20 protein-coding genes and 1 pseudogene are annotated in these 24,672 nt (G+C 74.6%); 17 read left to right on the top strand and 4 right to left on the bottom strand.

What is annotated here, in order from left to right; all coding sequences use genetic code 11:
* Positions 1–21: 21 nt before the first annotated feature.
* Genes J2S44_RS31335 through J2S44_RS31355 form a run of 5 tightly spaced genes read left to right on the top strand, consistent with a single transcriptional unit; the run spans position 22 to position 5,832 of the window.
* Entirely contained in the window at positions 22–1,251 is a 1,230-nt protein-coding gene (locus J2S44_RS31335; protein ID WP_310421217.1) for a cytochrome P450, read from the top strand.
* A gap of 40 nt (positions 1,252–1,291) precedes the next feature.
* Positions 1,292–2,386 carry a BMP family ABC transporter substrate-binding protein gene (locus tag J2S44_RS31340; RefSeq protein WP_310421219.1) on the top strand — a complete coding sequence of 365 codons (1,095 nt, stop codon included), beginning with the start codon at positions 1,292–1,294 and terminating at the stop codon, positions 2,384–2,386.
* Entirely contained in the window at positions 2,376–3,884 is a 1,509-nt protein-coding gene (locus tag J2S44_RS31345) for an ABC transporter ATP-binding protein (protein ID WP_310421221.1), read from the top strand. The genes J2S44_RS31340 and J2S44_RS31345 overlap by 11 nt, the downstream gene beginning before the upstream one ends.
* Positions 3,881–4,921 (top strand): ABC transporter permease, encoded by a 1,041-nt coding sequence (locus J2S44_RS31350; RefSeq protein ID WP_310421223.1) that lies wholly within the window; start codon positions 3,881–3,883, stop codon positions 4,919–4,921. The genes J2S44_RS31345 and J2S44_RS31350 overlap by 4 nt, the downstream gene beginning before the upstream one ends.
* Positions 4,918–5,832 (top strand): ABC transporter permease, encoded by a 915-nt coding sequence (locus J2S44_RS31355; protein ID WP_310421225.1) that lies wholly within the window; start codon positions 4,918–4,920, stop codon positions 5,830–5,832. The genes J2S44_RS31350 and J2S44_RS31355 overlap by 4 nt, the downstream gene beginning before the upstream one ends.
* A 176-nt stretch (positions 5,833–6,008) precedes the next feature.
* Here J2S44_RS31355 and J2S44_RS31360 read toward each other — a convergent pair whose 3' ends face one another.
* Positions 6,009–6,677: a maleylpyruvate isomerase N-terminal domain-containing protein gene (locus J2S44_RS31360; protein WP_310421227.1), complete on the bottom strand. Its 669-nt coding sequence runs from the start codon at positions 6,675–6,677 to the stop codon at positions 6,009–6,011.
* A 139-nt stretch (positions 6,678–6,816) separates the two neighbouring features.
* Between J2S44_RS31360 and J2S44_RS31365 the strand changes: the two genes are divergently transcribed.
* Positions 6,817–7,731, top strand: a complete 915-nt coding sequence (locus J2S44_RS31365; protein WP_310421229.1) for a hypothetical protein — start codon at positions 6,817–6,819, stop codon at positions 7,729–7,731.
* Here J2S44_RS31365 and J2S44_RS31370 read toward each other — a convergent pair.
* Together J2S44_RS31370 and J2S44_RS31375 are read right to left on the bottom strand one after the other, a co-directional pair.
* Complete coding sequence (locus J2S44_RS31370) at positions 7,715–8,800, bottom strand: helix-turn-helix domain-containing protein (protein WP_310421231.1); 1,086 nt, start codon at positions 8,798–8,800, stop codon at positions 7,715–7,717. The two genes, J2S44_RS31365 and J2S44_RS31370, sit on opposite strands and share 17 nt — an antisense overlap.
* Before the next feature lie 173 nt (positions 8,801–8,973).
* A complete protein-coding gene (locus tag J2S44_RS31375; protein WP_310421233.1) occupies positions 8,974–14,511 on the bottom strand; it encodes a hypothetical protein in 5,538 nt (1,845 codons plus the stop codon).
* 93 nt (positions 14,512–14,604) lie between these two features.
* Between J2S44_RS31375 and J2S44_RS31380 the strand changes: the two genes are divergently transcribed.
* Positions 14,605–16,176: a glycoside hydrolase family 13 protein gene (locus J2S44_RS31380; protein WP_310421235.1), complete on the top strand. Its 1,572-nt coding sequence runs from the start codon at positions 14,605–14,607 to the stop codon at positions 16,174–16,176.
* Positions 16,177–16,204: 28 nt separating this feature from the next.
* Here J2S44_RS31380 and J2S44_RS31385 read toward each other — a convergent pair whose 3' ends face one another.
* Positions 16,205–16,672, bottom strand: a complete 468-nt coding sequence (locus J2S44_RS31385) for a PPOX class F420-dependent oxidoreductase (RefSeq protein ID WP_310421237.1) — start codon at positions 16,670–16,672, stop codon at positions 16,205–16,207.
* Positions 16,673–16,760: 88 nt separating this feature from the next.
* On the opposite strand from J2S44_RS31385, the gene rpe reads away from it, so the two are divergent.
* The 10 genes and pseudogenes from rpe to J2S44_RS31435 all read left to right on the top strand — a co-directional run bounded on the left by rpe (position 16,761) and on the right by J2S44_RS31435 (position 24,667).
* Positions 16,761–17,426 (top strand): ribulose-phosphate 3-epimerase, encoded by a 666-nt coding sequence (gene rpe, locus J2S44_RS31390; RefSeq protein ID WP_310421239.1) that lies wholly within the window; start codon positions 16,761–16,763, stop codon positions 17,424–17,426.
* Between the two features lie 58 nt (positions 17,427–17,484).
* Entirely contained in the window at positions 17,485–18,468 is a 984-nt protein-coding gene (locus tag J2S44_RS31395; protein ID WP_310421241.1) for a GGDEF domain-containing response regulator, read from the top strand.
* A gap of 633 nt (positions 18,469–19,101) precedes the next feature.
* Positions 19,102–20,157 (top strand): annotated as a pseudogene (gene ribD / locus J2S44_RS31400) (bifunctional diaminohydroxyphosphoribosylaminopyrimidine deaminase/5-amino-6-(5-phosphoribosylamino)uracil reductase RibD); the annotation flags it as partial.
* A gap of 167 nt (positions 20,158–20,324) precedes the next feature.
* The gene (locus J2S44_RS31405; protein WP_310421243.1) at positions 20,325–20,921 is read left to right on the top strand and encodes a riboflavin synthase; all 597 of its coding nucleotides are present in this window, start codon (positions 20,325–20,327) and stop codon (positions 20,919–20,921) included.
* Positions 20,918–22,156: a bifunctional 3,4-dihydroxy-2-butanone-4-phosphate synthase/GTP cyclohydrolase II gene (locus J2S44_RS31410; protein ID WP_310421245.1), complete on the top strand. Its 1,239-nt coding sequence runs from the start codon at positions 20,918–20,920 to the stop codon at positions 22,154–22,156. Before J2S44_RS31405 ends, J2S44_RS31410 begins: the two co-directional genes overlap by 4 nt.
* A 20-nt stretch (positions 22,157–22,176) precedes the next feature.
* Positions 22,177–22,653, top strand: a complete 477-nt coding sequence (gene ribH / locus J2S44_RS31415) for a 6,7-dimethyl-8-ribityllumazine synthase (RefSeq protein WP_310421247.1) — start codon at positions 22,177–22,179, stop codon at positions 22,651–22,653.
* A gap of 140 nt (positions 22,654–22,793) precedes the next feature.
* Positions 22,794–23,201, top strand: coding sequence for a GntR family transcriptional regulator (locus tag J2S44_RS31420; RefSeq protein ID WP_310421249.1), 408 nt, complete (start codon positions 22,794–22,796; stop codon positions 23,199–23,201).
* Entirely contained in the window at positions 23,198–23,506 is a 309-nt protein-coding gene (locus J2S44_RS31425) for an ATP-binding cassette domain-containing protein (protein WP_310421251.1), read from the top strand. The genes J2S44_RS31420 and J2S44_RS31425 overlap by 4 nt, the downstream gene beginning before the upstream one ends.
* Positions 23,421–23,684 carry a hypothetical protein gene (locus tag J2S44_RS31430; protein WP_310430169.1) on the top strand — a complete coding sequence of 88 codons (264 nt, stop codon included), beginning with the start codon at positions 23,421–23,423 and terminating at the stop codon, positions 23,682–23,684. The genes J2S44_RS31425 and J2S44_RS31430 overlap by 86 nt, the downstream gene beginning before the upstream one ends.
* Positions 23,681–24,667, top strand: a complete 987-nt coding sequence (locus J2S44_RS31435) for an ABC-2 membrane transporter-related protein (RefSeq protein WP_310421253.1) — start codon at positions 23,681–23,683, stop codon at positions 24,665–24,667. Before J2S44_RS31430 ends, J2S44_RS31435 begins: the two co-directional genes overlap by 4 nt.
* Positions 24,668–24,672 lie beyond the last annotated feature (5 nt).

The raw sequence follows: 24,672 nt of genomic DNA on the forward strand, positions 1-24,672 counted from the left end.
AGCCACTCGAGGAGCCACCAGGTGGTCAGTGATCTCGCGAAGAGCTACGACCCGCTCGGTGCGCATGCCGAGGATCCATATCCGTTCTACGCCGAGGCGCGCCGCCGGGAGCCGGTGTTCTACTCGCCGCGGGTCGACGCCTGGCTGGTGACCCGGTTCGCCGACGTCGAGGCGGTGCTCAAGGACTGGGCCGGTTTCTCCTCGGTCAACAGCCTGCGGCCCGTCCGCCCGCTGCACCCGGCGACGTCGGCCGTGCTGGCCGAGGGGTTCCCGCAGCGGCCGGACCACGTCACGTCCGACGGTGAGGTGCACCGCCGGTTGCGGTTGCCGTACACGAGGCATCTGACCGCACCCGGCCGGATCAGGGGCCTGGAGCCGGGCGTACGGACGTGGGCCGAGACCCTCGTGGACGGGTTCGCCGGCGCCGGGGGCGCCGATCTGATCACACGGTTCGCGAAGCCGCTGCCGCTGCGGGCCGCGGTCGCGATGTTCGGGTTCGCGCCGGACGACGTGCCGACCGTGCGGGACGGCAGCGAGGCGTCGTTCCGGCTCGGCGGCGTCGACCTGACCGAGGCCGACGAGGTGACCGCCGCCCGGGCCGTCGTCACGTTCCAGCGGCTCGTCGCACGCCACGCGCACCGGCGTCGCGCGGCGCCGAACGGCGACCTGATCAGTGACGTCACGGCCGCGCTGGCGGACGGCGACGGGCCGCTGACGGCGGACCAGGAGGCCGAGCTGGTCACCACGATCACGAGTACCTTCGGCGCGGCGCACGTCACCACCGCGGACCTGATCGGCAGCGCCCTGAAGCTGCTGGCCGGCCACCCGGAGCAGTGGGAGTCGCTGTGCCGCCGGCCGGAGCTGATCGCCGGGGCGGTCGAGGAGGTGCTGCGGTTCGAGGCGCCGATCCCCACCATGTTCCGCCGGGCCACCCGCGCCGCCACGATCGGCGGCGTGGAGATACCGCCGGGGGCGGACGTCCTGGTGGTGTTCGCGTCCGCGAACCGGGACGAGGAGCGCTACCCGGACGCCGGGCGCTTCGACGTGACCCGCAAGCCGGCCCGGCACTTCGCGTTCGGCGCCGGGGTGCACACCTGCGTGGGCGCGGCACCGGCCCGGGCGCAGGCGCGGGTGGCACTGCGGGTGCTCACCGAGCGGCTGCCGGGGCTGAGCCCGGTGGCGGGCCGGGCGGCGCCGAGCCGCCGCTCGATCAACGTCCGCGGGCCGCTCAGGCTCGAACTGAGCTGGTGAGCTCATGGACATCAACGGCAGACCTAGCGGATCGATGGTGATGAGCTTGACCGGCTTCGTGCGGAAAGCGCTCGCGGTGATCACCGCCGGTGCCGCGGTCGCGGCGCTCGCCGCGTGCGTCAGCAACGACGAGACCGCGGCCCCGGCACCGTCCGCGGCGCCCGGCGGGAGCACCGGCACCCTGCTGCCCGGCGCGCCGGACGTCAACGGTGACGGCAAGGTGGTCATCGGGGTGCTCAGCCCCGGCGACATCAACGACAACGGCTACTACGAGAGTTTCGTGGTCAAGGCCGAGGCGTTCGCCCAGGCCCAGGACTGGACGGTCATCAAACGCGGCAGCGTGCCGGTCTCCGAGGCGCTCACCGCCGCCCGGGCCCTGTGCCGGCAGCGGGCCGACATGGTGGCGATCGGCGCCAGCGAGCTCAAGGACGCCATACCGGCATCCGAGGAGGCCGTCTGCGCGAGGACCGCCTGGTACGTGCCGTCGTCGGCGAACGTCCCGCAGACCCCGAGGATCATGCTGTCCAGCGACGACCCGAACCAGTCGATGCTGGTCGCCGGGTACGCCGCCGGCCTGCTCATGCGGGCGCGGAACACCACCAGGGCCGGCTTCGTCACCGGTCCGGAGGCCGACTTCACGAAGATCGCCTCGACGGCGTTCCTGGCCGGCATCCGCGAGCTCATCCCGGGCGCCACGCTGGTCACCACGTACACCGGCGACTTCGACGACTCCGGCAAGGCCCGGGAAGCGACGCAGGCACAGCTCAGCCAGGGGGTCGGAGCGATCTATCCGTACCTGGGCGGTGCGACCGACGTGGCGACCGCGCTGGCCAACTCCGCCGGCGCGATCACGCTGACGCCCGGGACCGACCGGTGCGCTTCCACCAGCCCCACCTTCGACGTCTCGGTGCTGTTCGACCCCGGCGACTACTTCGCCGCGGCGCTGCAGCTGTACGCCGCCGGCAGGCTGGAGATGGGCATCACCAAGACGTGGCAGCTGGGCGTCGACCCGTATCCGACCGTCAAGCTCTGCAAGGGCACCCCGGAGCAGAACGCCGACCTGGCGGCCTTCATCGCGGACATCGGCCGCGGCACCATCGACCCGGCGGCCGAGGTGCGCAGGCTTGGCTCCTGAACCGGCACTGCGCCTGCGTGGGATCACCAAGAGGTACGGCGCCGTGGTGGCCTGCGACCGCGTCGACCTGACCGTCGAACGCGGCGAGATCCACGGCCTGCTCGGCGAGAACGGCGCCGGCAAGTCCACCCTGATGCGCATCCTGCTCGGGCTCGAGGCGCGGGACTCCGGCACCGTCGAGCGCGACGGTCGCGCCGTCACGGTCGCGGGGCCGCGGGAGGCGGCGGCCCTCGGCATCGGCATGGTGCATCAGCACCTCAGCCTCGTCGACCCGCTGACGGTGTGGGAGAACGTCGTGCTCGGCTCCGCCGGGCCGGTCCGGCGGGCGGCGGCGCGGGCCGAGGTGCGTGCGGTGGCGGAACGCTACGGGCTGGTGATCGACCCGGACGCCCGCGTCGGCACGCTGTCGGCGGGCGAGCGGCAACGCGTGGAGCTGCTCAAGTGCCTGCGACGCGATCCGGCCGTACTGATCATGGACGAACCCACCTCCGTGCTGACGGCGGCCGAGTCGGCCGAGTTGTTCACCGTGCTGCGCCGGGTCGTAGCCGCCGAACACCGCGCGGTCGTCCTGATCAGCCACAAGCTCACGGAGATCACCACGGCGACCGACCGGGTGACCGTCATGCGCGCCGGGCGGGTCGTCCTGCGCCGGGCGACGGCCGCCACGACCGAGGCCGAACTGGCCCGGGAGATGGTGGGCCGCGAGGTGACGCTCGGCGCGGCGGTCGGTGTACTCCCGAACGCCACGGCCCCGGCGGCGTCGGCGGCGTCGGCGGAGGCACTGCGGCTGGCCGGACTGACCGTGCGGCCCGGCCTGGACGACCTGAGCCTCACCGTGCGTTCGGGGGAGATCGTCGGGCTGTACGGCGCCGAGGGCAACGGCCAGAAGACGCTCGGTGACGTCCTCAGCGGACTGACCGTCCCGGACGCCGGCACGGTGGAGGTGGCCGGTGCCCCCGTCGACCTCCGCCGGCCGGGCGCGCTGTCCGCCGCCGGCCTCGGCATCGTCCCCGAGGACCGGCACCACGCCGGCGTCGTGCTCGACCTGAGCGTGGCGGAGAATCTCGTCCTGACCCGGCTCGGCGACGTCAGCGGCCGCGTGTTCGTCGACCGGCGTCGCCTGCGCCGGCGGGTGCGGGCGCTCGTGGACGAGTACGGCATCACCGCCGCCTCGCTGGACGCGCCGTTGCGCAGTCTCTCCGGCGGCAACCAGCAGCGGGTGGTGCTGGCCCGCGAGCTCTCCGGCCGGCCGCGGGTGCTGGTCGCCGCCCAACCCTCCCGCGGTCTCGACGTCGGCGCGGTCGAGGACCTGTACGCACGCCTGCGCCGCTGCGCGGACGACGGCATCGCCGTGCTGGTGATCTCCACGGAGCCGGCGGAGATCCTCACGCTCACCACCCGGCTCGCCGTGATCTTCCGCGGCCGGATCGTGGGTGAGCTGCCCACGGCACGGGCCGACCCGGAACGTCTCGGCCTGCTCGTCGGCGGCGCGGCGTGACCCGTACCGGCCCCTGGCTGTCCGCCGCGATCGTCGCCGCGGCGCTGGTCCTCTCCGGCCTGCTCATCGCCGTCACCGGCGGATCCCCCGCCGCGGCGCTGCGCGCGCTGGTCGAGGGCAGCCTCGGCGACGCGGCGGCCGTCAGCCAGACCCTGCTGTACGCCGCGCCGCTCATGCTCGTCGCGGTCGGGACCTGTTGCAGCGCGCGGTCCGGCGCGTTCAACATCGGTCAGGAGGGCCAGGTCCTGATCGGCGCGCTCGCCGGCGCCGCCGCCGGGCTGCGCCTGGCGGTGCCCGGACCCGCCCTGGCGCTCGTCGTCCTGTTCGCCGCGGCGCTGGCCGCCGGGGCGTGGGCGTGGCTCAGCGCGCTGATGAACCGGTTGCGCGGGGTGGACATCGCGGTGAGCACGCTGCTGATGACGTTCCTCGCGCAACAGGTGGTCGCGTTCGCGGTCACCACGCCGTGGCTGCTGCAGGAGTCGCGGTGGGGCGCGGCGGCCGCGCTGCCGCAGTCGAACAGGCTGCCCGCGGGCGCGCTGCTCGGCTCGCTCGGCGACCACCCCGGGCCGCAGCTGAACCTCGGGCTCGGGGTGGGTCTCGTCGCCGCGCTGCTGATGGCGGTGGCGCTCGGCCGGACCCGGTGGGGATTCCGGCTGACGGTGGCCGGCCTCAATCCGGCGGCGGCCCGGCATGCCGGCATCCCCGTCACGGCCGTCGGCGGCGTCGCCCTGGCCGTCTCCGGTGCCCTCGCCGGCATGGCCGGCGCCGTGCTGCTGGCCAGCCCGCTGAGCACCAACCGGCTGCAACCCGACATCTCGATCAACATCGGCTGGGACGGCCTGCTGGTCGCGCTCATCGCCCGCGACCGGCCGCTGCTCACGATCCCGGTCGCCGGACTGTTCGCGGTGCTGCGCGCCGGTGGTAGCTTCCTGGCCGCGACCGGCGTGCCGCCGTACCTGGTCGACGTGGTGAAGGCGCTGCTGACGCTGGCGTTCGTCGCGCCCGCCGTCCTGCGCCGCCGGCCGGGGGCCGCATGAGCGGCGTCGCGGAGGACCTGGCGACCATCCTGTCCAGCGGGATCCGGTTGACCGCGCCGCTCGTGTTCGCGGCCTGCGGGGAGTACGTCGCCGAACGCGCCGGCACGCTGAACGTCTCCGTCGAGGCGATGATGCTCGGCGCGGCCTTCGGCGCGATCGCCGTCGCCGGCCTCACCGGCAGCGCCACGGTCGGCCTGCTCGCCGGCGTGCTGCTCGGCGCGCTCGTGGGCGCGGTGCACGGCGCCCTGTCGCATCGGTGGCACGTCAACACCTTCGTCGTCGGTCTCGTGCTCAACGCGCTCGTGCTCGGCCTGACCAGCTACCTGGTCACCGTCGGCGAGCTGGGCCGGCACCAGGTCGCCCAGGTCAGCGTGCCGGTGCTGCGCGACCTGCCGGTGCTGGGCGCCCCGCTGTTCGTCGAACGCTGGCCGGTCTACCTGCTCCTCGCGCTGGTGCCGCTGACGTGGTGGCTGGTGGAACGCAGCCGCTGGGGCCTGGAACTGCGCGCGGCCGGCGAGAACCCGGAGGCGGCGGACATGACCGGGATCCGCGTCAACCTGCGGCGGCGGCAGGCGCTGCTGTGGTGCGGTGCCCTCGCCGGGCTCGGCGGCGCCTACCTCGCGGTCGGTGAGGTCGGTTCCTTCAACCAGAACATGACCGCGGGCCGCGGCTACCTCGTCATCGCCGCGGTCATCTTCGGCGGGTGGCGCCTCGGCCGTACGCTCGCCGGCTGCGCCGTGTTCGGCCTCGCCGACGCGCTGCGCCTGGCTCTGCCCGCGCTCGGGTACACGGTCAACTCGCAGCTGCTCGTCTCCGCGCCGTACCTGCTCGCCCTCCTCGCGATGCTGCTGTTCACCACCCGGCAGCGGCGGCCGGGCGCGCTGGCACGGCCCTTCCGGCGCACCTCCTGACGGAATGAGCAGGACCGGGGTGCCGCTGCGCTGCGTGCCGCGGGCCACCTCGGCGGGGGCCCTGCTCGTCCTGCTCCGGCGGGTCCGTCGCGCCCTCGGCGGTGGCGGCAGCGCGTCCAGGTCGAAGCCGGCCAGGCCGCCGTCGCCACGGCGAGCAGCACCGGATCGCACCGGCGTCAGCCGAGCAGCGGGAAGAGGCCGGCGGTGGCGCCGAGGGCGGTGCGGTCGGTGGTGCTGAGCGCGAGGCGGCCGGCGCCCTTCAGCAGGTAGTCCTCGACGTCCCAGTCGGGTGGGCGGACACCGCCGTGCCGGGCCAGCAGGCCGTCCAGCGTGGCCACCGCGGGCTCGGGCGTCGCCGGCAGGCCGAGCAGCAGGTCCAGGTGGTGGATGACGGCCTCGGTGGCCAGCGTGGTGAGCAGGTCGGGCACGGTCAGCACGTGGCCCTGGGTGGCGACGAACGCATGGCGTGCGTCCAGCGCCGCGTGCACCGCCGCGGCCGAGGTCGACCGCCACAGCTCGACCAGCAGGCCCGGCTCGCGGGCCACGGAGGCGGCGCGGCGGGCGGCCCAGGCGGACGCGGCCGCGGCGCGCTCGGCGCTCTCCCAGTCCGGTGCCGGGGCCGGCCCCGGCGACCAGTAGGTGACGAACGTGCGGGTGGCCGGGCCGTCCGCGGGCGTGGCGAGCGCGACCAGTGCCCGCCGCGCGTCCTCGGTGAGGTGATGCACCACGTCCGCGACCGTCCAGCCGTGGCACCGGGTCGGTGCCAGCAACTCCATCGGGCTCAGCGGGGACAGCACCGCCGTCACCCCGTCGTACGCAGCCCGCAGCGCCTCCGCCTCCCGCATGGGGACGATGCTGTCAGACTCCGGCCCTCGGCAGCAGTCCCCGAACGGATGCGCCCGCACGTTCCACAGTGGTTCCGCAGACCCGCGGGACGGCCGGAACGTTCAAGACAGCGCACGGCGGACTGGCTAGCGTCGGGGCATGACACGAGCGGACGCGGAGACGATCGCCCGGGCCGGGCACTTCATCCGGCTCACCGGGCGGGTCCTGGAACAGCGGTTGTACGGCCACCACTTCGAGGGCGCGGACCCGGCCGGGGTGCGGGCCGCGCTGGAGGCCTACCGGGCACCGGACGGCGGGTTCGCGTTCGGCCTGGAGCCGGACGTGCGCGGGCCGGCCGGTCAGCCGCTGGCCGTGCCGTCCGCGCTGCGCGTCCTCGCGGCGGCCGGGCAGCTCGACGCCGGCACCGGCGGTGCGCTCTGCGACTGGCTGGCGAGCGTGTCCGGGCCGGCCGGCGGTGCGCCGTCCGTGCTGCCCAGCCTGGCCGCGTACCCGCATCCGCCGTTCCTGCCGGTGCCGGCCGCGGACACGGACGTGCCCGGTGATCTGCTCGCCACCGGCCAGATCGCCGGACCGCTGCTGGCGCACGGCATCGCGCACCCCTGGCTGGACGGCGCGGTCGCGTTCTGCTGGGCGGCGATCGACGCGCTCGACCGCACCCACCCGTACGAGGTACGTGCCGCGCTGGACTTCCTCGACCACGCGCCGGACCGCCACCGGGCGGTCCGGGCCGCGGACCGGCTCGGCCGGCTGGTCCGGGAGCAGGGGCTGGTGCCGTCCGACCCGTCCGACCCGACGGCGGACGCGGCCATCGCGCCGGGATACGCGGCCGGCGAGTGGACCTACGCGCACGACTACGCGCCCGCGCCGGACAGCCTGGCCGCGCGCTGGTTCACCGACCGGGAACTGACCCGCAGCCTGGACTTCCTGGCCGGCCGGCAGGGCGACGACGGCGGCTGGCCGATCACCTACGTCCAGTGGGCGCCGAACACCGCCATGGAGGCCCGCCCGGCGATCACGCTGCACGCGCTGCACACCCTCACGGCCTGGGACTGACCGCGTCCCGACGCGGCGCCGTGTGCATGGTGCCGACCGCGTCCTGGCGCGCTCCGGTGCGGGTGTGACCGCCCGTGTCCCCGCGTGGCGCGGTGGGCGGGAGGGCGACCGAGTCACGGCGTGGCGCGGTGGGCGCGGGGCTGCCGGCGTGCCGGTGCGGCGCGGTGGGCGTGGGCGTGACCGCGGCCCGGTGCGGCGCGGTGGGCGTGGGCGTGGGCGTGGCCCGGCGCAGCGCGGTGGGCGTGCGGCCGGACCAGCGGCGGAACTCGCGGGTCAGGTGCGGCTGGTCGCTGTATCCGGCGCGCATCGCCACCTCCGGCCAGGCGGCGCCGGTGCGGGCCTCGGCGAGTGCGCGCCGGAAGCGGAGCACACCGTGCAGCGTGCGCGGGCCGTAACCGACCGCGTCCGTGATCCGCCTCCGCACCTGCCGCTCGGACAGCCCCAGGCCGGCCGCGAGCGCGGCGAGCGAGGGCGGACGCGGGCCGTCCAGCGCCGCGACGACGCGCAGCACGGCCGGGTCCGGCACGAAGCCGCGCAGCCGTGCGGCGAGCGCCCGCTCCAGCACCGCCGCGACCGCCCAGCCACCATCGGCCTCGCTCCCGGCCCCTGCGGTGGTCCCGGCCCCTGCGGTGGTCCCGGCCCCTGCGGTGGTCCCGGCCCCTGCGGTGGTCCCAGCCCCTGCGGTGGTCGCGGCCCGTGCGGTCTCCTCGTCCGGCGTCGCGGCCCGTGCGGTGTCCTCGGCCAGCGTCGCGGCCCGCGCCGGGCTCCAGAGCCGGGGCAGGTCCGGCTGGGTGTCGCGGATCGCGGTGGCCGGCACGTCGCCGAGCAGCAACGCGGACGCGCCCGGGCGCAGCCGCACCCCGGCGATCACCGTCCCGGGCGCGAACGCCGCCATGCGCGCGGACGTGTCCGGTCCGGCGACCGACAGCCGGCCGTTCGCGTGGTAGAGGTCCACGCAGCCGTCCGGCGTGATCAGCGCGGCCCCGGGCGCCGCGACCCGAACCCAGACACACGGCGCCCACGCCACCAGAGCCCGGATGCCGGGCGGCCGCTCGCGGTATGCGCCCATCCCCCCACGGTATTCGTTCCACCCGCCCACAACCGCCCCACCCTGCGGCCGCCCGCCGCGCGTGGTGGTCGCCCGCCCCGCGCGCGGCGGGGTTTCCGGCGCCCGGTCCGCGCGGCGGGTACGGGACCCGGCTGACCGGACCGGCGACGGTGGCCGCCGCCGGGCCCGTGGGTTCAGCAGTTGGCCAGCAGGTCGGTGGCGGTGCGGAGCAGGTCGGCGCGGCGGGCGTCGGCCGGGTCGCCGGTGGCCCGCCAGCGCGCGGTGTGGTCGTCGAAGCGGCCGATCCAGGCCGTCCGGTCGACCGGGTCGACGCAGTCCGCGTACGAGCCGGCCGTGCCCCGGGTCACCCGGCCGATCCGTTCCATGATCTCCACCAGTTCCGGGTGCGTCATCGGGTTCTCGCCGAGCAGCCGTTCGGGCAGGTCGCGCAGCGCCAGGAAGACCTCGACGACCGCGATGCTCGCCCGGTCCGGCGCGGTGACCGCGGTGGCCCGCATCAGCGCCAGCAGCTGACCACCGGTCAGCTCACCGGCCAGCAGCAGCTGGAACAGCAGACCCTCCCAGGCGTACCGCTCCCGCCGGCCGCCGGTCACCGCCAGGTAGTCGTAGACGGCCGTGACCGGTGGCCCGTCGGCCGGCCGGTACGCGGGCTCGACGGCCAGGATCGAGGTCGCGGACGGCCGCAGCCGCTTCGCACCGGCGTCCGGCACGCCGCCGGCCCGCCGGGCCAGTTCCAGCGCGATCCGGTACGCGGCCAGCTCCGCGTCGTCCGGTTCCGCCTCGGCCAGCCGGGCCAGCACGGCCGCCGTCTCCGGCGTGTGCAGCGCCGCCGCGTGCGCGCGATGATGCGCCTCGGCCTCGGCCGGCCCGTCCGCCAGCAGCCACCCGGCGAGCGCGTCCGGCAGCGCGCCGGCCGCGCCGGGCAGTAATGCGCCGGCCGCGCCGGGCGGCGTGGCGACCCGCTGGAAGGCGTCCGCGTCCAGCGCGGCCGAGTCGGTGAGCGGCGTGCCGTTCGGGCCGCGGAGCCGCCACACCGTCGGGTCGAACCCGGCCGTCTCCTGGGTCAGCGAGATCATCGGCCGCCGCGCGCGCGTCTCGTCCAGCCGTTTCCGGCCGGTCGCGGTCGCCTCGGGCGCCACCACCAGCGGGGTCAGCCCGGTCCGCGCGTACCGGCGGAGCAGCTTGTCGAGCCGGCCGGCCACGGACTCCACCACCTCGGGCGGCCCGGCCAGGCTGACCGCGATCACCGGGCGCCCGGCCAGGTGGCCGTGCGCGCGGACGTCGTCCAGCACACCGGCGGCGCCCTTGAAGTCCCCCAGCACCCGCACCGGCCACCCGCCCGGCGCCGGCGACCCGTCCACGCCCGGCGCGGCCCGTACCTCGGCGGCGGGTGCCCCGGACACCGGTGCGCCACCGGCCGGCCGGTCCGCCGGAGTCCCGGTGACGGGCTGCCGGCCGGTCGCCGGGAGCGGGAACGTCTCCGTGGTCAGCCGGTCCGTCGCCGTCAGCGCGGCCGAGCCCGGCGCGGTCGCGGCCGCGCGCCGGGTCTCCACCGTGACGTGCCGCAGCGCGCCGTCCGCGTCCGTGACCAGCCGCACCGGTCCGTGCAGCGCCGCCGGCAGGCGTACCGTGTCGCCCTCGACCAGCGCGGACAGCGGAACCGGGGTGAACCGCGCGTCGCCGTCCGCCGCCGGGTCGGCCAGCACGAACCGGGTGCGCGAGGCCCGCTGCACCAGCAGCACGCGCTCCCCGGCCCGGACCGGGGTCACGCCGCCCACCGGCAGCGCGGTCAGCCGGCCGGCGCCGCCCGGTGGCCCGAACCAGCCGCCGAGCCGCGCCGCGACCGTGTCCGGGCCGCGCAGCCCGTCCGTGTCGGTGGTGCGTGCGGTCCGGCCGAGCAGCGGCAGCAGGCGGCCGGCGTCCGGTGTGGACAGCACGTCCATGGCCGCGCGCACCCGCCGCTCGGCCGGGGTGAGCGCGGGCGGCGCCGGCACCGGCCAGGCGCCGCCGGGGAACCGGCGCGTGCCGAGCAGCGCGTCCAGCCGCAGCAGTACGTCGGCGACCGGGTGGTCGCGGTCCGGGACCAGCTCACCGACCAGTGCCATCGCCCGGTCGGCGGCGAACGCGAGGTCGCGGAACCGCCCGCGCAGCTCCGGCTCGGTCAGCCCGGCGAAGTCGGCTCGCAGCCCGGCGAGCCCGTCGGCCGCGAGGGTCCAGGCGAGCGCGGCGTCCGGGGTGCCGCGGACCAGCCTCCGTACCGGCGGATCGGCTGTGGTCATGGCGCGCAGCGCCGGGTCGAGCGTGGCGAGCAGCCCGTCCTTGCCCGGTGCGAGCACCGCGGCCGGGGTGGGTGGCGCGGCGTCGTAGCGGATGCCGGCGACCCGGTAGACGTGCAGGTCGCGCATCCGGTCGGCGGTGTGCAGCGCCGTGTACTCCGCGCCCACCCGGGCGACGAAGCCGTCCGCGAACTCGCCGTCGATCGCCCGCAACGCGAACCGGAGGCCGATGTTCTGCGCGTAGAGCAGCGCCGCGAACTGTTCCGCGGTCAGCCACGCCTCGGCGGTCCGGCCGTCGCGCTGCACCGGGACCCGGACCAGGTGCCCGAGCGGCCGGGCCACCACGAGGTACGCCGAGGAGCGCTCCAGCTGTTCCTCCCGCCGCCACCGGGACCACCGGCTGCGGGACAGCAGCGCCAGCACCGGCCGGCGGGACCCGCGCAGCCGGCCGGTCTCGTGCTGCACGATCGGCCGCGCACCGTCCAGCCGCCCGGACGTGCCGACCTCGCGCACGAGCTGCGCCGGGTGGTCCCAGACGCCGTTGCGCTTCTCCCACAGCGCGCCGCTGGGATCGTGGAAGACCTTGCCGTGCCAGGGGGTCAGCGCACCGTGCGCGGCGCTGAGCCGGGCCGCCACGTCCCGGGCCGGACCGTTGGCGGCGGTCCACGCCCGGGCCTCGCTCGCCACCCGTTCCGCGTCGCGGGAGACGTCCAGCGAGTGCCGCAGGTACGCGTCCGTGCCGTCCAGCGTGGTCATGCTCTCGGCCGGCTCGTACGCGTTCCGGTCCGGCAGGTGCAGGCGCAGCTCGAACGGGATCCGCTTGGGTTGTCCGGGCAACGGATCGAAGACGTCGATCTTCGTCAGGGCGCCGACGATGTCCTCGAGGGGAACCAGCCGGTCCGGGTCGCCGAGCAGCGCGCCGCGCAGCACGTGCTTGTACCGCGGCGCGCGGGCCGTGCCGAAGGTCCGCGGCATGCGTTTCTCGGTCCACCGTTCACCGCGCCGGGCCAGGCCGGGCAGCCGGCGGGCCAGCGTCCGGTCCAGGTCGCGGACCAGGCCGTCGAAGTTGCGGGTGAGGAAGTCCTTGACGTCGTCGGGCAGGTACTCGCTGATGTCGTCCAGGTCGTACCGGCTCAGCGCGAGCGTGCCGTTCTTGAACAGCCCGACCTTCTTCAGCCGGCTCTCGTACGCCTTCGTCATCAGGTGCGTGAGCACCACGTGCAGGACCCCGCGCAGCTCGTGCGCCTCGGCTCCGCGCATCAGTTCGGTGACGTCGCGTGCGTCCAGTGGCCCGTCGACGAGCTGCCGGAGGAACAGCCGGGCGACGCCGGAGGCGTGCTCGGCGACGACCTCGTCGACCATGACGAGGTCGTCGTAGTACCGGTCGCGCCCGCGCACCCACTGCCGCCGCAGCGCGTGCAGCGCCGGGATGCCGGCCAGCGACACGTCCACGGTCGAGTGGTAGAGGTTGCCGGGCGCGGTGTGCTCCGGGTGGAACAGCACCTGCTCGCGCGCGACCTTCGGCAGGTCCGCCGGCTCGATCTCGACGAGTGCGTCGCGGATCAGCCGGGCGGCCGCCCGTTCGTGCCGGGGCAGGCCGGCGGCCCACCGGTCGAAGTACTCCGCCATCGCGGGCGTCAGGCTGAGCGTGTTCTGCAGCGAGTACCCGTGCCGGCCCATGTTCTGCAGCCAGCGGATCATCACCTTGGCGCGGGTGTGAAACGTCTCCGCGCTGACGACGTCGGCCGGTTCGCCGGGCAGCGCGGTGCCGACGTACGTGGCGACCTCGATGATCCGCCACTCCTCGACGCGCTTGACCCGGTCCTCCGCCGCCTCGGCCTGCCGTTCGGAGCTGTACCAGCGGCCGGACCGGCCCAGCGCGGCCACCTTCTTGTCGCCCTTGAGCACCAGCCCGACCTGCGGCAGCTCGACGAACGTCAGGTTCTCGAACGAGTGCGTGAACGCCGGCGCCGGCTTCTTGAGGCCCAGCTCCCGGCCCCGGCCGATGCGGACCATCGGCTCGAACTCCGCGCCGACGCCCTCCGGGTCCGCCCGGCCGGTGGCCGGGTCGAGCAGCGCGGCCGTCCCGCGGCCGTCCGGGACCGGTGCCGGGGCGGACACGGTGCGCCGCCCGTCCACCTCGGTCTGCCGCAGGTGCCCGGCGGCGTCCTGGACGAGCCGGAGCGTGCCGGTCAGCGCGCCCGGCAGCACCCGGTCGCGCAGCGTGAACGGCCGGAGCCGCGCCTCGCCGTCGAGCTGCGTCTCCAGCAGCGTGAACCGCCCGCCGCCACGGTGGTGGACGAGCACCATGTGCGCGGCCCGGCCGGGCTCGAGGCGACCGTCGGCGAGCGGGACCGGCCGCACCCAGACCGGCGCGACCGTACCCGGGCTCAGGCCGGTCAGCAGCGCGGGCCCGCCCTCCGGGCCGAAGAAGCCGCCCATCCGCGCGGCCAGCACCTCGCGCGGGCGCAGGCCGTCGGTGCCGGGCGCGTAGGTCAGGCCGCCGAGGCCGCCGATCACCCGCGCGACCCGGTCCACACAGTCCGGGTCGCCGTCCCAGGGCCCGAGCGCGTCCAGCGCGGCCCGCACCGGCGACAGGTCGTCCGGCGGCCCGAACCGGACGACCGTGGTGCCCGGCGCCCGCGTCCGGTCCGGGGAGGCCGGCGCGATCCCGTGCGCGGACACCGCGAGGAGCGTGCCGTCGTCGCCGGTGACCAGCCAGGTCAGCCGCTCGCCGGTGCCGCCGGACGCGTGCACCAGCGCGGGGGAGCCGGGCAGCGGGACCGTGCCGCCGCCGGCGAACGCGCGGTGCACCTCGGCCGGCGTCGGCGGGGTCACCCGCCGGTGGTCCCAGGCGTCCGGGCGCCCGGTGAGGATCATGCCGACGGCCATCAGGTACGCGGGCGAGCCGGACGGTGTCAGCGCGCGGATCCGGTCGACCGGGTGCCGGGTGAGGTCGCGGGCCAGGTCGGCGGCGGTGCGCAGCAGTTCGCGCGCGTCCGCGTCGGCGCGCGGCAGGACCCGCACCGCGACCGGGGTGTCCGCGTTCTCCCGGCCGGCCGCGTCGACCGGCACCACGCGCGGTGAGAGGACCGTCCCCGGCAGGTACGGCGCGTGCGCCTGCGCGCCGGTCGCGTCCGTCGCGGCCAGCCAGTCGTCGGTGCCGGTCCGGCTGCCGTCCGGCGCGGTGAGCACGACGCCGGCCGGCATCCCGTCCAGTGCGATCCGCACCGCGTGCAGCGCGGCGGGGCGGTCCAGCGCCGCCTCCGGTACGACGATCGCGCCGCCGTCCGCGCGGCGGACCGCGTTCATCGCCCTGGTCAGCGCGAGCACGTCGACCGGCTCGGCCATCGTGCCCGGGTGGAAGTACGCGCCACCGGGAATCGGGATGAACCGGCCGTCCCGGCAGACGTCGGACAGGGAAAACGTGGGCACGGTCACTCCTCGGTGCGTCGTGGCCCTGATAACGGGACACCGCTACCTTCGGTTCAACCGGCATTGACGCCCACCCGATGGGATGATCGGCGGATGACGGAGAGCGGGCCCTGGTGGCGCGACGCGGTGATCTACCAGGTGTATCCGCGCAGCTTCGCGGACGCCGACGGCGACGGCATCGGTGACCTGCCCGGCGTGCTCTCCCGCCTGCCGTACCTGGCCGGGCTGGGCGTGGACGCGATCTGGCTGAACCCGTTCTACCCGTCCCCGCAGGCCGACGCCGGCTACGACGTCGCCGACCACCGCGACGTGGACCCGCTGTTCGGCACGCTGGCCGACGCGGACGCGCTGATCGCCGGTGCGCACGCGGCCGGCCTGCGGATCATCGTGGACGTCGTCCCGAACCACACCTCGTCGGCGCACGCCTGGTTCCGGGCCGCGCTCGCCGGTGACCGGGCCGCCCGGGCCCGCTACATCTTCCGGCCCGGCCGCGGCGACGCGCCGCCGAACGGGTGGCGGTCCGTGTTCGGCGGCCCGGCCTGGACCCGGGTCGAGGACGGCAGCTGGTACCTGCACCTGTTCGACACCGCGCAGCCGGACCTGGACTGGACGAACCCGGAGGTGGTCGCGGAGTTCGAGGACGTGCTGCGGTTCTGGCTGAACCGGGGCGTCGACGGGTTCCGCATCGACGTCGCGCACGGCCTGCGCAAGGACCCGGCGCTCCCGGAGCTGCCGGACACGCTCGACCCGGCGGTGCCGGTGCACATCGCGCAGCCGGGGCACCCGTTCTGGGACCGGGACGAGGTGCACGAGATCTGGCGCGGCTGGCGGCGGGTCGTGGACGCGTACCCGGGCGACCGGACCATGGTCGCGGAGGCCTGGGTGCTCGACTTCGCGCGCCTCGGCCGGTATCTCGCCGCGGACGAGCTGCACACCGCGTTCAACTTCGCGTTCCTGGTCGCGCCGTGGGACGCGGCCGCGTTCCGGACCGCGATCGACGACACGCTGGCCGGTCTCGCCCCGGTCGGCGCGCCCGCGACCTGGGTGCTCTCCAACCACGACGTGATCCGGCACGCGACCCGCTACGGCGGCGGCGCGACCGGCCGGGCCCGGGCCCGCGCGGCCGCGCTGCTGATGCTCGCGCTGCCCGGCGGCGTCTACCTCTACCAGGGCGAGGAACTGGGCCTGGAGGAGGCGACCGACATCCCGGACGAGCTCCGTCAGGACCCGAACTTCATCCGTACGAACGGCGCCGACCGCGGCCGGGACGGCTGCCGGGTGCCGATCCCGTGGTCCGGCGCGGCGCCGCCGTTCGGGTTCTCCCCGGACCCGGCGGCGGGCACGCCGTGGCTGCCCCAGCCGCCGGCCTGGGCCGAGCTGACCGTGGAGGCGCAGCAGTCCGACCCGGACTCGACGCTCACGCTCTACCGGGCCGCGCTGGAGATCCGTCGCGAGCGGCTGGGCGAGGGCGAGCTGGAGTGGCTGTCCGAGCCGGGCGATCCGGTGCTCTGCTTCCGCCGTACCCCCGGGGAACTGATCTGTGTGGTCAACATGGGCGACGAACCGGCCGAGGTCGACCCGCGCGCGACCCCGCTGCTGGCCAGCGCGCCGCTCGGCGCCGGTGGGCTGCTCCCGCCCGGCGCCGCGGCGTGGTTCGCGGACTGATCACCGGTTCGCCGGCGCCACCCGGTCCTCAGTCGTCGGCGAGGCGGGGCGGGAAGCCGCCGGTCGCGATCGGGCCCCAGGAGTCGATCGTGACGCGGATCAGCGACTTGCCCTGGGCGACCATGGCCGCGCGGTACTCGTCCCAGTCCGGGTGCTCGCCGGAGATGCAACGGAAGTAGTCGACCAGCGGCTCCAGCGCGTCCGGCAGGTCCAGCACCTCCGCGGTGCCGTCGACCTGCACCCACGCGCCGTTGAACTCGTCCGACAGGACGCACACCGAGACCAGCGGGTTCCGCCGGGCGTTGGTGGACTTGGCGCGCTCGGGATAGGTGGAGATCACGATGCGGCCCTCGGTGTCGACGCCCATGGTCACCGGCGACGCCTGCGGGCGGCCGTCGGCGCGCGTGGTCATCAGGATCCCGTGGTGCCGCGGCCGGACGAAGTCGAGCAACCCGTCCCGGCCGACCCGGGTGTTCGTGGCGATCGTGCGTGGCATGCAGACATTTCCCCTCGGTACGTGGCTTCGCCGCAACCCTATGCGGCACTGGTGATCGAAAAGCCCGGCGATCGGTAGACTCACTGTCGTGGACGCGCCGTCGATCGTCATCGCCCCCAGCATCCTGGCCGCCGACTTCGCCCGCCTCGCCGATGCGGCGCGCGCGGTCGAGGGAGCGGCGGACTGGTTGCACGTCGACGTGATGGACAACCACTTCGTACCGAACCTGACGATCGGCCTGCCGGTCGTGCAGAGCCTGCGCAAGGCCACGCCGATCCCGTTCGACGTGCACCTCATGATCACCGATCCGGAGCGCTGGGCGCCCGGCTACGCCGAGGCCGGGGCGTACAACGTGACGTTCCACGCCGAGGCCACGGACGACCCGGTGGCGCTGGCCAAGACGCTGCGCGCGGCCGGGTCCAGGGCCGGCCTGGCGATCGACCGGGACACCGACGTCACGCCGTACCTGGAGCTGTTGCCGCACTTCGACACGCTGCTGGTCATGACGATCAAGGCGGGCTTCGGCGGCCAGAAGTTCTTACCGGAGACCCTCGACAAGGTCCGTGCCGTGCGCCGCCACATCGACGCCGGCCACCTGGAGGTCCGCCTCGAGGTGGACGGCGGCATCGCGGCCGACACCGTCGCGGCCGCGGCCGAGGCCGGCGCGGACGCGTTCGTGGCCGGCACCGCCGTCTACGGCGCCGACGACCCCGCCGAGGCGATCCGCAAACTCCGCGCGCTGGCCTCCGCATGAGCGGACCATCGGCTCGGCGCCGGCCGCCCCGCGGCCGCGGCGTGAAGGGCGACCCGGCATGAGCAGCAGCGAGCGCGACGAGTTCGGGCCGGAACCCGGCCGGGACCTGATACTCGTCGTCGACGACGACCGGGACATAGCGCACTTCGTGGCGCTCAACCTGAAGCTCGACGGCTTCGACGTGGTCGTGGCCAACGACGGCAAGCAGGCGCTGGAGGAGATCGACAAGCAGCGCCCGTCGCTGGCCGTGCTCGACCTGATGATGCCGGAGATCGACGGTCTGGAGCTGACCCGCCGGCTGCGGGCGAACCCGATCACCTCGACCCTGCCGATCATCATGCTCACCGCGAAGAGCATGACCATCGACAAGGTCAACGGTCTCAAGGCCGGCGCCGACGACTACATGGTCAAGCCGTTCGACACGTCCGAACTGGTCGCGCGGGTCCGCAACACGCTCAACCGCAACCAGGAGTCCCGCGAGGTCTCGCCGCTGACCGGCCTGCCCGGCAACAGCCGCGTCAAGCGCGAGATCAGCGACCGCATGCGCAGCGGCGCCGACTACGCCGTCGGCTACATCGACATCGACCGGTTCAAGGCCGTCAACGACGTGTACGGCTTCGACCGCGGCGACGCGTTCATCCAGGCCCTGGCGCGCAGCCTGCACCGCGCCGTGGTCCAGGTCGGCCTGCCGCCGGTCTTCCTCGGCCACATCGGCGGCGACGACTTCATCTTCATCTGCCACCCGGAGCAGATCCGCCCGCTCACCCAGGCCATGGTCGTCGACTTCGAGCGCGCGGCCGACGAGCTCTACGACCCGGAGCACGCCCGGCGCGGCTACATCGAGGTCCCGGACCGCCGGGGCGGCAAGCAGCGCGCGGCGCTGGTGACGCTCTCGATCGGCGTCGCCACCACGGGGGAGGGCCGTCGTTTCGACGACCCCCGCATCGTGATGGCGATCGCGTCGGACATGAAGAAGACGGCGAAGAACCAGCCGGGGTCGTACGTCGCCATCGACAAACGGGGCAACGTCCAGGGCGCGTAGCCGGGTCCCGCGCATGCGCGGCGCTGCTGGTCTCCCGGATGACGCGGGTGCCGGGCGACATGTGTGTGCCCCGGGGGGAGGATCGGGCCGGGACTCGATCCACACCGAGGGCGCGGCTCGCCCACGGTGCGCGGCCGCTCCGCGAGTCGGATGCGCCGCCGGCCGCGATCGCGCGGCGGCGCGGGTATTCGGTCGAGTTCGCGTTCAGTGGCGCATTACGCCGCGAATACGGCATATCGCCCGGACGGTTCCGCCGGCCGCTGCGTTGTGACGTCGATCGCCCGGTGGCAGACGTTCGCGCGGCAACGTGTAAGACTCAGGGGTAGCCCACCACGCGCTGGCGGGACTCGGTGAAATTCCGAACCGGCGGTGATCCGCTCCACCCGGAGCGGTCAGCCCGCGACCCGGACGAGCTCTGACGAGCCCGGCCGGTGGACCTGGTGCGAATCCGGGGCCGACGGTTGACCCGGCCGGTCACGGCCCGGTCAGACAGTCCGGATGGGAGACAGCGCGCGGACGATCGACGCTGCCCTGAGCGGGGCGTGCGTCGAGGGGTGCGGCTTGCCGTACCCGGACGTCCTCGTGTAACCCCGCTGCGCGTGACATGACCGCGAGCGAGGGGAGATGGCCGCCATGGCTAGCCGGGCCGAGGACGAGGCGATGCGGCATGCGATCGCGCTCGCCGCGTTCGGTCTCGGGACCACCAGCCCCAACCCGGTGATGGGCTGCGTCATCCTGGACTCGCAGGAGCGGGTGGTCGGCGAGGGCTTCCACGCGTACGCCGGCGGGCCGCACGCGGAGATTGTGGCGCTGGCGCACGCGGGGGAGCGGGCCAAGAACGGCACGGCCGTGGTGACGCTGGAGTCCTGTGACAGCGTGGGGCGGACCGGGCCGTGCACCCGCGCGCTCATCCAGGCCGGCATCCGCCGGGTGGTGATCGCGGTCTCCGATCCGAACCCGCTGGCCGGTCACGGCGCCACGACGCTGCGCGCCGCGGGGATCGAGGTCGAGCAGGGGGTACGCGAGGAGGAGGCCGCCGCCGGGAACGTGGCCTGGCTGACCGCGGTGCGCCGGGGCTGGCCGTACGTGACCTGGCGGGTCGCCTCCACGCTGGACGGCCGGACCGCCGCGGTGGACAACTCCTCGGAGTGGATCACCTCGGAGGCCGCGCGGATAGACGTGCACCAGCTCCGCGGTGAGGCCGATGCGATCATCATCGGTGTCGGTACCGTGCTGGCCGACAACCCGCGGCTGACCGTCCGTAACGTCCGCGACGGCAGCCTGGCGATCCGCCAGTCGCTGCGCGTGGTGGTGGACGGCGACGGCGAGACCCCGGACGACGCACGCGTGCGCGACGGGCTGGCCGAGACCTGGATCGCGACCGCGGCCGAGGTCGGCACCGGCCCGGACGGGCTGGTCGACCTGCGGGCGCTGCTGCGCGGCCTGTACCAGCGCGGGGTGCGTGCGGCGCTGCTGGAGGGCGGCCCGACGCTGGCCGCCGGTTTCCTCTCCGCCGGGCTGGTCGACCGGGTGATCGGCTACATGGCGCCGAAGCTGCTCGGCGCGGGCCGCCCGTCGCTGTCCGGCAAGGAGCTGAGCAACGGCGTCGGCGTCGGCATCCTGCGTGAGCCGATCGACCTGGAGTTCACCGAGATCACGCTGGTCGGACCGGACATCCGGTACACGGCGGTGCCGCGGTACCCGGCCCGGAAGCCGGAGCCGAGCCTCACCGCCCAGCTGACGCCACGGGTACCGAAGAAGGCCGACATCTCGGCGGAGGAGCGCGCCAGCTCGGACATCATGCGCGGCGTGCCGATCCGTAGCGGGTCCACCAAGGAGAAGGGGGAAGACTAGCGATGTTCACCGGCATCGTGGAGGAACTCGGCGAGGTCGTCGACCTGGCCCCGACCGGCGCGGACTCCGCTCTGCTGACCGTGCGCGGGCCGCTGGTCAGCGACGACGCGAAGCACGGCGACTCGATCTCGGTCAACGGCGTGTGTCTCACCGTGGTCGAGTTCGGCGACGGCGTGTTCACCGCGGACGTGATGGGCGAGACGCTGCGCCGCTCCAGCCTGGGCGGCCTGGCCCCGGGCCACCCGGTCAACCTGGAACGCGCCGCGCAGCTCGGCAGCCGGCTCGGCGGTCACCTGGTGCAGGGACACGTCGACGGCGTCGGGCACATCGAGAACCGCGAGCCCGCGGCGAAGTGGGAGACGGTCACGTTCAGCCTGCCGGCGGAGCTCAGCCGGTACGTCGTGGAGAAGGGCTCGATCACCATCGACGGTGTCTCGCTGACCGTGACGAACGTGACCGAGAAGTCGTTTTCCGTCGGTTTGATCCCGACCACCCTGACCCTGACCACGCTCGGGCACAAGCAGATCGGCGATCCCGTGAACCTGGAGGTCGACGTGATCGCAAAATATGTCGAGAAGATGCTGAGGGACCCGCGATGACCAGTGGCTTTGGCACGGTGGAGGCGGCGGTGGCGGCGATCGCCGAGGGCCGCCCGGTCATCGTGGTGGACGACGAGGACCGGGAGAACGAGGGCGACCTGATCTTCGCGGCCGAGAAGGCGACGCCGGAGCTGGTCGCGTTCATGCGCCGCTGGACGTCCGGCTACATCTGCGCGCCGATCACCGAGGCGGACGCGGACCGGCTCGACCTGCCCCCGATGTACCACACCAACCAGGACCGGCGCGGTACCGCGTACACGGTCACGGTCGACGCCCGGGAGGGCGTCGACACCGGCATCTCGGCCGCGGACCGCGCGCACACGCTGCGGCTGCTCGCCGACCCCGCGACCGGCCCGACCGACCTCTCCCGGCCCGGCCACGTGGTGCCGCTGCGCGCCCGCGCCGGCGGCGTGCTGCGCCGGCCCGGCCACACCGAGGCCGCGATCGACCTGGCCGAGCTGGCCGGCCTGCGCCCGGCCGGGGTGCTCTGCGAGATGGTCAACGACGACGGCACGATGATGCGGATGCCGGACCTGGAGGCGTTCGCGACCGAGCACGGGGTGGTGCTGATCAGCATCGCCGAGCTGATCGCGTACCGGCGCCGGCACGAGAAGCAGGTGGAGCGGGTCGTGGAGGCGCGCATCCCGACGCCGCACGGCGTGTTCCGCGCGTTCGGCTACCGGGTCGCGCACGACAGCGCGGAGCACGTGGCGATGGTCTACGGCGAGATCGGCGACGGCCAGGACGTGCTGGTCCGGGTGCACTCCGAGTGCCTGACCGGCGACGTCTTCGGCTCGCAGCGCTGCGACTGCGGCCCGCAGCTGGACGCGTCGTTCGCCCGGGTCGCGCGCGAGGGCCGGGGCGTGGTGCTCTACGTGCGCGGCCACGAGGGGCGGGGCATCGGGCTGCTGCACAAGCTTCAGGCGTACCAGCTGCAGGATCGTGGCCTGGACACGGTCGACGCGAACCTGGAGCTGGGCCTGCCCGCGGACGCCCGCGACTACGGCACCGGCGCGCAGATCCTCTACGACCTGGGCGTGCGCACCATGACGCTGCTGACCAACAACCCGGCGAAGCGGGCCGGGCTGGAGGGGTACGGGCTGCAGATCGTCGGGCGCGAGGGCCTGCCGGTCCGCCCGCACCCGGAGAACGTCCGCTACCTGCGCACCAAGCGCGACCGGATGGGCCACACCTACGACGAGGCCGACGAGCAGGTCCTCAACGGACTCGCCTGACCAGGAGAGAGAGCACTGACATGGCTGGATTCGGAGACCCGCAGCTGAGCACGGTCGAGGCGGGTGGCCTGAAGCTCGGCATCGTCGCCGCCCGCTGGCACCACGAGCTGGTCGACCACATGGTCGGCCGGGCCCAGGCGGCGGCGGAGGCGTGCGGCGTGAGCGACGTCATCGTCTCCCGGGTCGCCGGCTCGGTCGAGATCCCGGTGGTCGCGCAGGCGCTCGCCGAGGTCTGCGACGCGGTGGTCGCGCTCGGTGTCGTCATCCGCGGCGAGACCTCCCACTACGAGTACGTCTGCGACTCGGTCACCAGCGGCCTGACCCGGGTCGCGCTGGACGCCCGGACCCCGGTCGGGCAGGGCGTGCTCACCGTCGAGTCGCTCGGCCAGGCCCGCGACCGGGCCGGCCTGGAGGACTCGATCGAGGACAAGGGCTGGGCCTCCACCGTCGCCGCGCTCGGTGCGGCGCTCGCGATCCGCGAGATCCAGAAGGCCTAGGTTCGTCCCGAAAGGGGTGCGGCCGCGTTCGCGGCCGCACCCCTTTCGCGTACCGCCGGAAAGATTTTCGACCCGGGTCTTGACCGCACGCATAGTGCTACGTTCCTATAGTGCTATCAACCTAGTGGAATGGAGTGCTCGTGATCGAGTTCCATCTGAGCGCGCGGTCGGGTGTCTCGCCGTACCTGCAGCTGGTGCACCAGGTGCGGCAGTCGCTCCGGCTGGGGCGGCTGAGCGTCGGCGACCAGCTGCCGACCGTGAAGGACGTGGTGGCCCGGCTGGCCATCAACCCGAACACGGTGCTCAAGGCCTATCGTGAGCTGGAGCGGGAGGGGCTGGTCGCGCCGCGGCCGGGCGTCGGCACGTTCATCACCGGGCTGCCGGCCGGCGAGTCGCTCACCGCGCACGAGCCGCTGCGCCGCGACCTGCGGGACTGGATCGAGCGGGCCCGCGCGGCCGGCCTGGACCCGGAAGCGGTGGAGGCGCTGTTCGCGGCCACGATCCGCGAGGTTTTTCCGGCGGCCTCGACGAGTGAGGCCACCCGATGATCTCCGCGCTGACCGCGACCGGCCTGGGCAAGCGGTACGGCCGGCGGACCGCGCTGGCCGGCGTCGACCTGGACGTCCCGGCCGGGCGCATCGTCGGCCTGGTCGGGCCGAACGGCGCCGGCAAGACCACGCTGCTCGGCCTGGCCGCCGGCCTGCTCACGCCGACCGAGGGCGAGCTGCCTGATCGCGGACCTGGAACGCGTCTGCGACCACCTGATCGTGCTCGCCGGCGGGCGCGTCCAGGTCGTCGGCGACGTCGACGACCTGCTGACCCAGCACGCCCGGATGGTCGCCGACCGCGGTGACTTCGGCGCGCTGCCCACGGACGCGGAGGTCATCGCGGCCGAGCACGGCAGCCGGCAGAGCAGCCTGGTGGTCCGCTCGCCGGGCGGCGTCACCGGCGCGGACCGGCTCGACCTGGAGGACATGGTGCTCGCCTACCTGGGCCGCGCCGACGAACGACCGCTGGAGGCGGCACGATGATCTGGCTGACCTGGCGGCAGGCCCGCGCGCGGATCCTGTTCTCGTCCGCCGCGCTGGCCGTGGTCGCGATCGCGCTGGTCGCACTCGGGCTGGCGCTGCGCGGCACGATCGCGACCCGGCACGGCGGCTGCCTGTCCTGCGTGGGCACGACGACGCGGCTGCTCCTGGAGAACCGGTTCGGGGCGCCGCTGCTGATCGCCGGCGTCGCGTTGCTGGCCGTGCCGGTGCTGATCGGCGTGTTCTGGGGAGCGCCGCTGGTCGCCCGCGAGCTGGCGGCCGGCACGCACCGTCTGGCGTGGAGCCAGAGCGTGACCCGGGGCCGCTGGCTCGCCGTCAAGCTGGGCCTGCTCGGACTGCTCACGCTCGTGCTGACCGGCGTGTTCTCCGCGCTGCTCACCTGGGTTGCGCATCCGTGGGACGCGGTGTTCGGCGACCGGTTCGGCGCGATCGAGTTCGCCAGCCGGGGCGTGGCACCGCTCGGGCACGCGCTCTTCGCGTTCGTGCTCGGCGGCACGGCCGGTCTGCTGCTCCGCCGGACCGTACCGGCGATGGTGGTCACGCTCGTGATCTTCGCGGCCGTGCAGATCGCGGTGCCGCTCGCGGTCCGCCCCTACCTGCGCAGCCCGGTCACCGAGACGGTCGTGCTGGACGCCGCCGCGAGGCAGAACCACACGAGTTTCGACCTGCCCAGGAACGATGAGGTCTGGCTGGTGGGCTACGCGCGGCCCGGCCGGTGGATGGTCCGTGACACCGCGCCGCTGCTGCACCCGGACGGTTCCGCGCCCGCGCCCGCGACCGTGGACGCCTGCTTCCGGATGGCCTGGGACCCGGCCTGCGTCGACGCGGCCGGCCTGGTGTTCACCGTCACCTATCATCCGTACGAGCGGTACTGGTCGATCCAGTGGCTGGAGCTGGCCGCGTACACCGCGCTCGCGGCGCTCACCGCCGGTGTCGCTTTCTGGCGGTTGCGCCGGGTTTCGTGAGCGCC

The organism is Catenuloplanes niger (assembly GCF_031458255.1).
GTDB classification, from domain to species: Bacteria; Actinomycetota; Actinomycetes; order Mycobacteriales; family Micromonosporaceae; genus Catenuloplanes; species Catenuloplanes niger.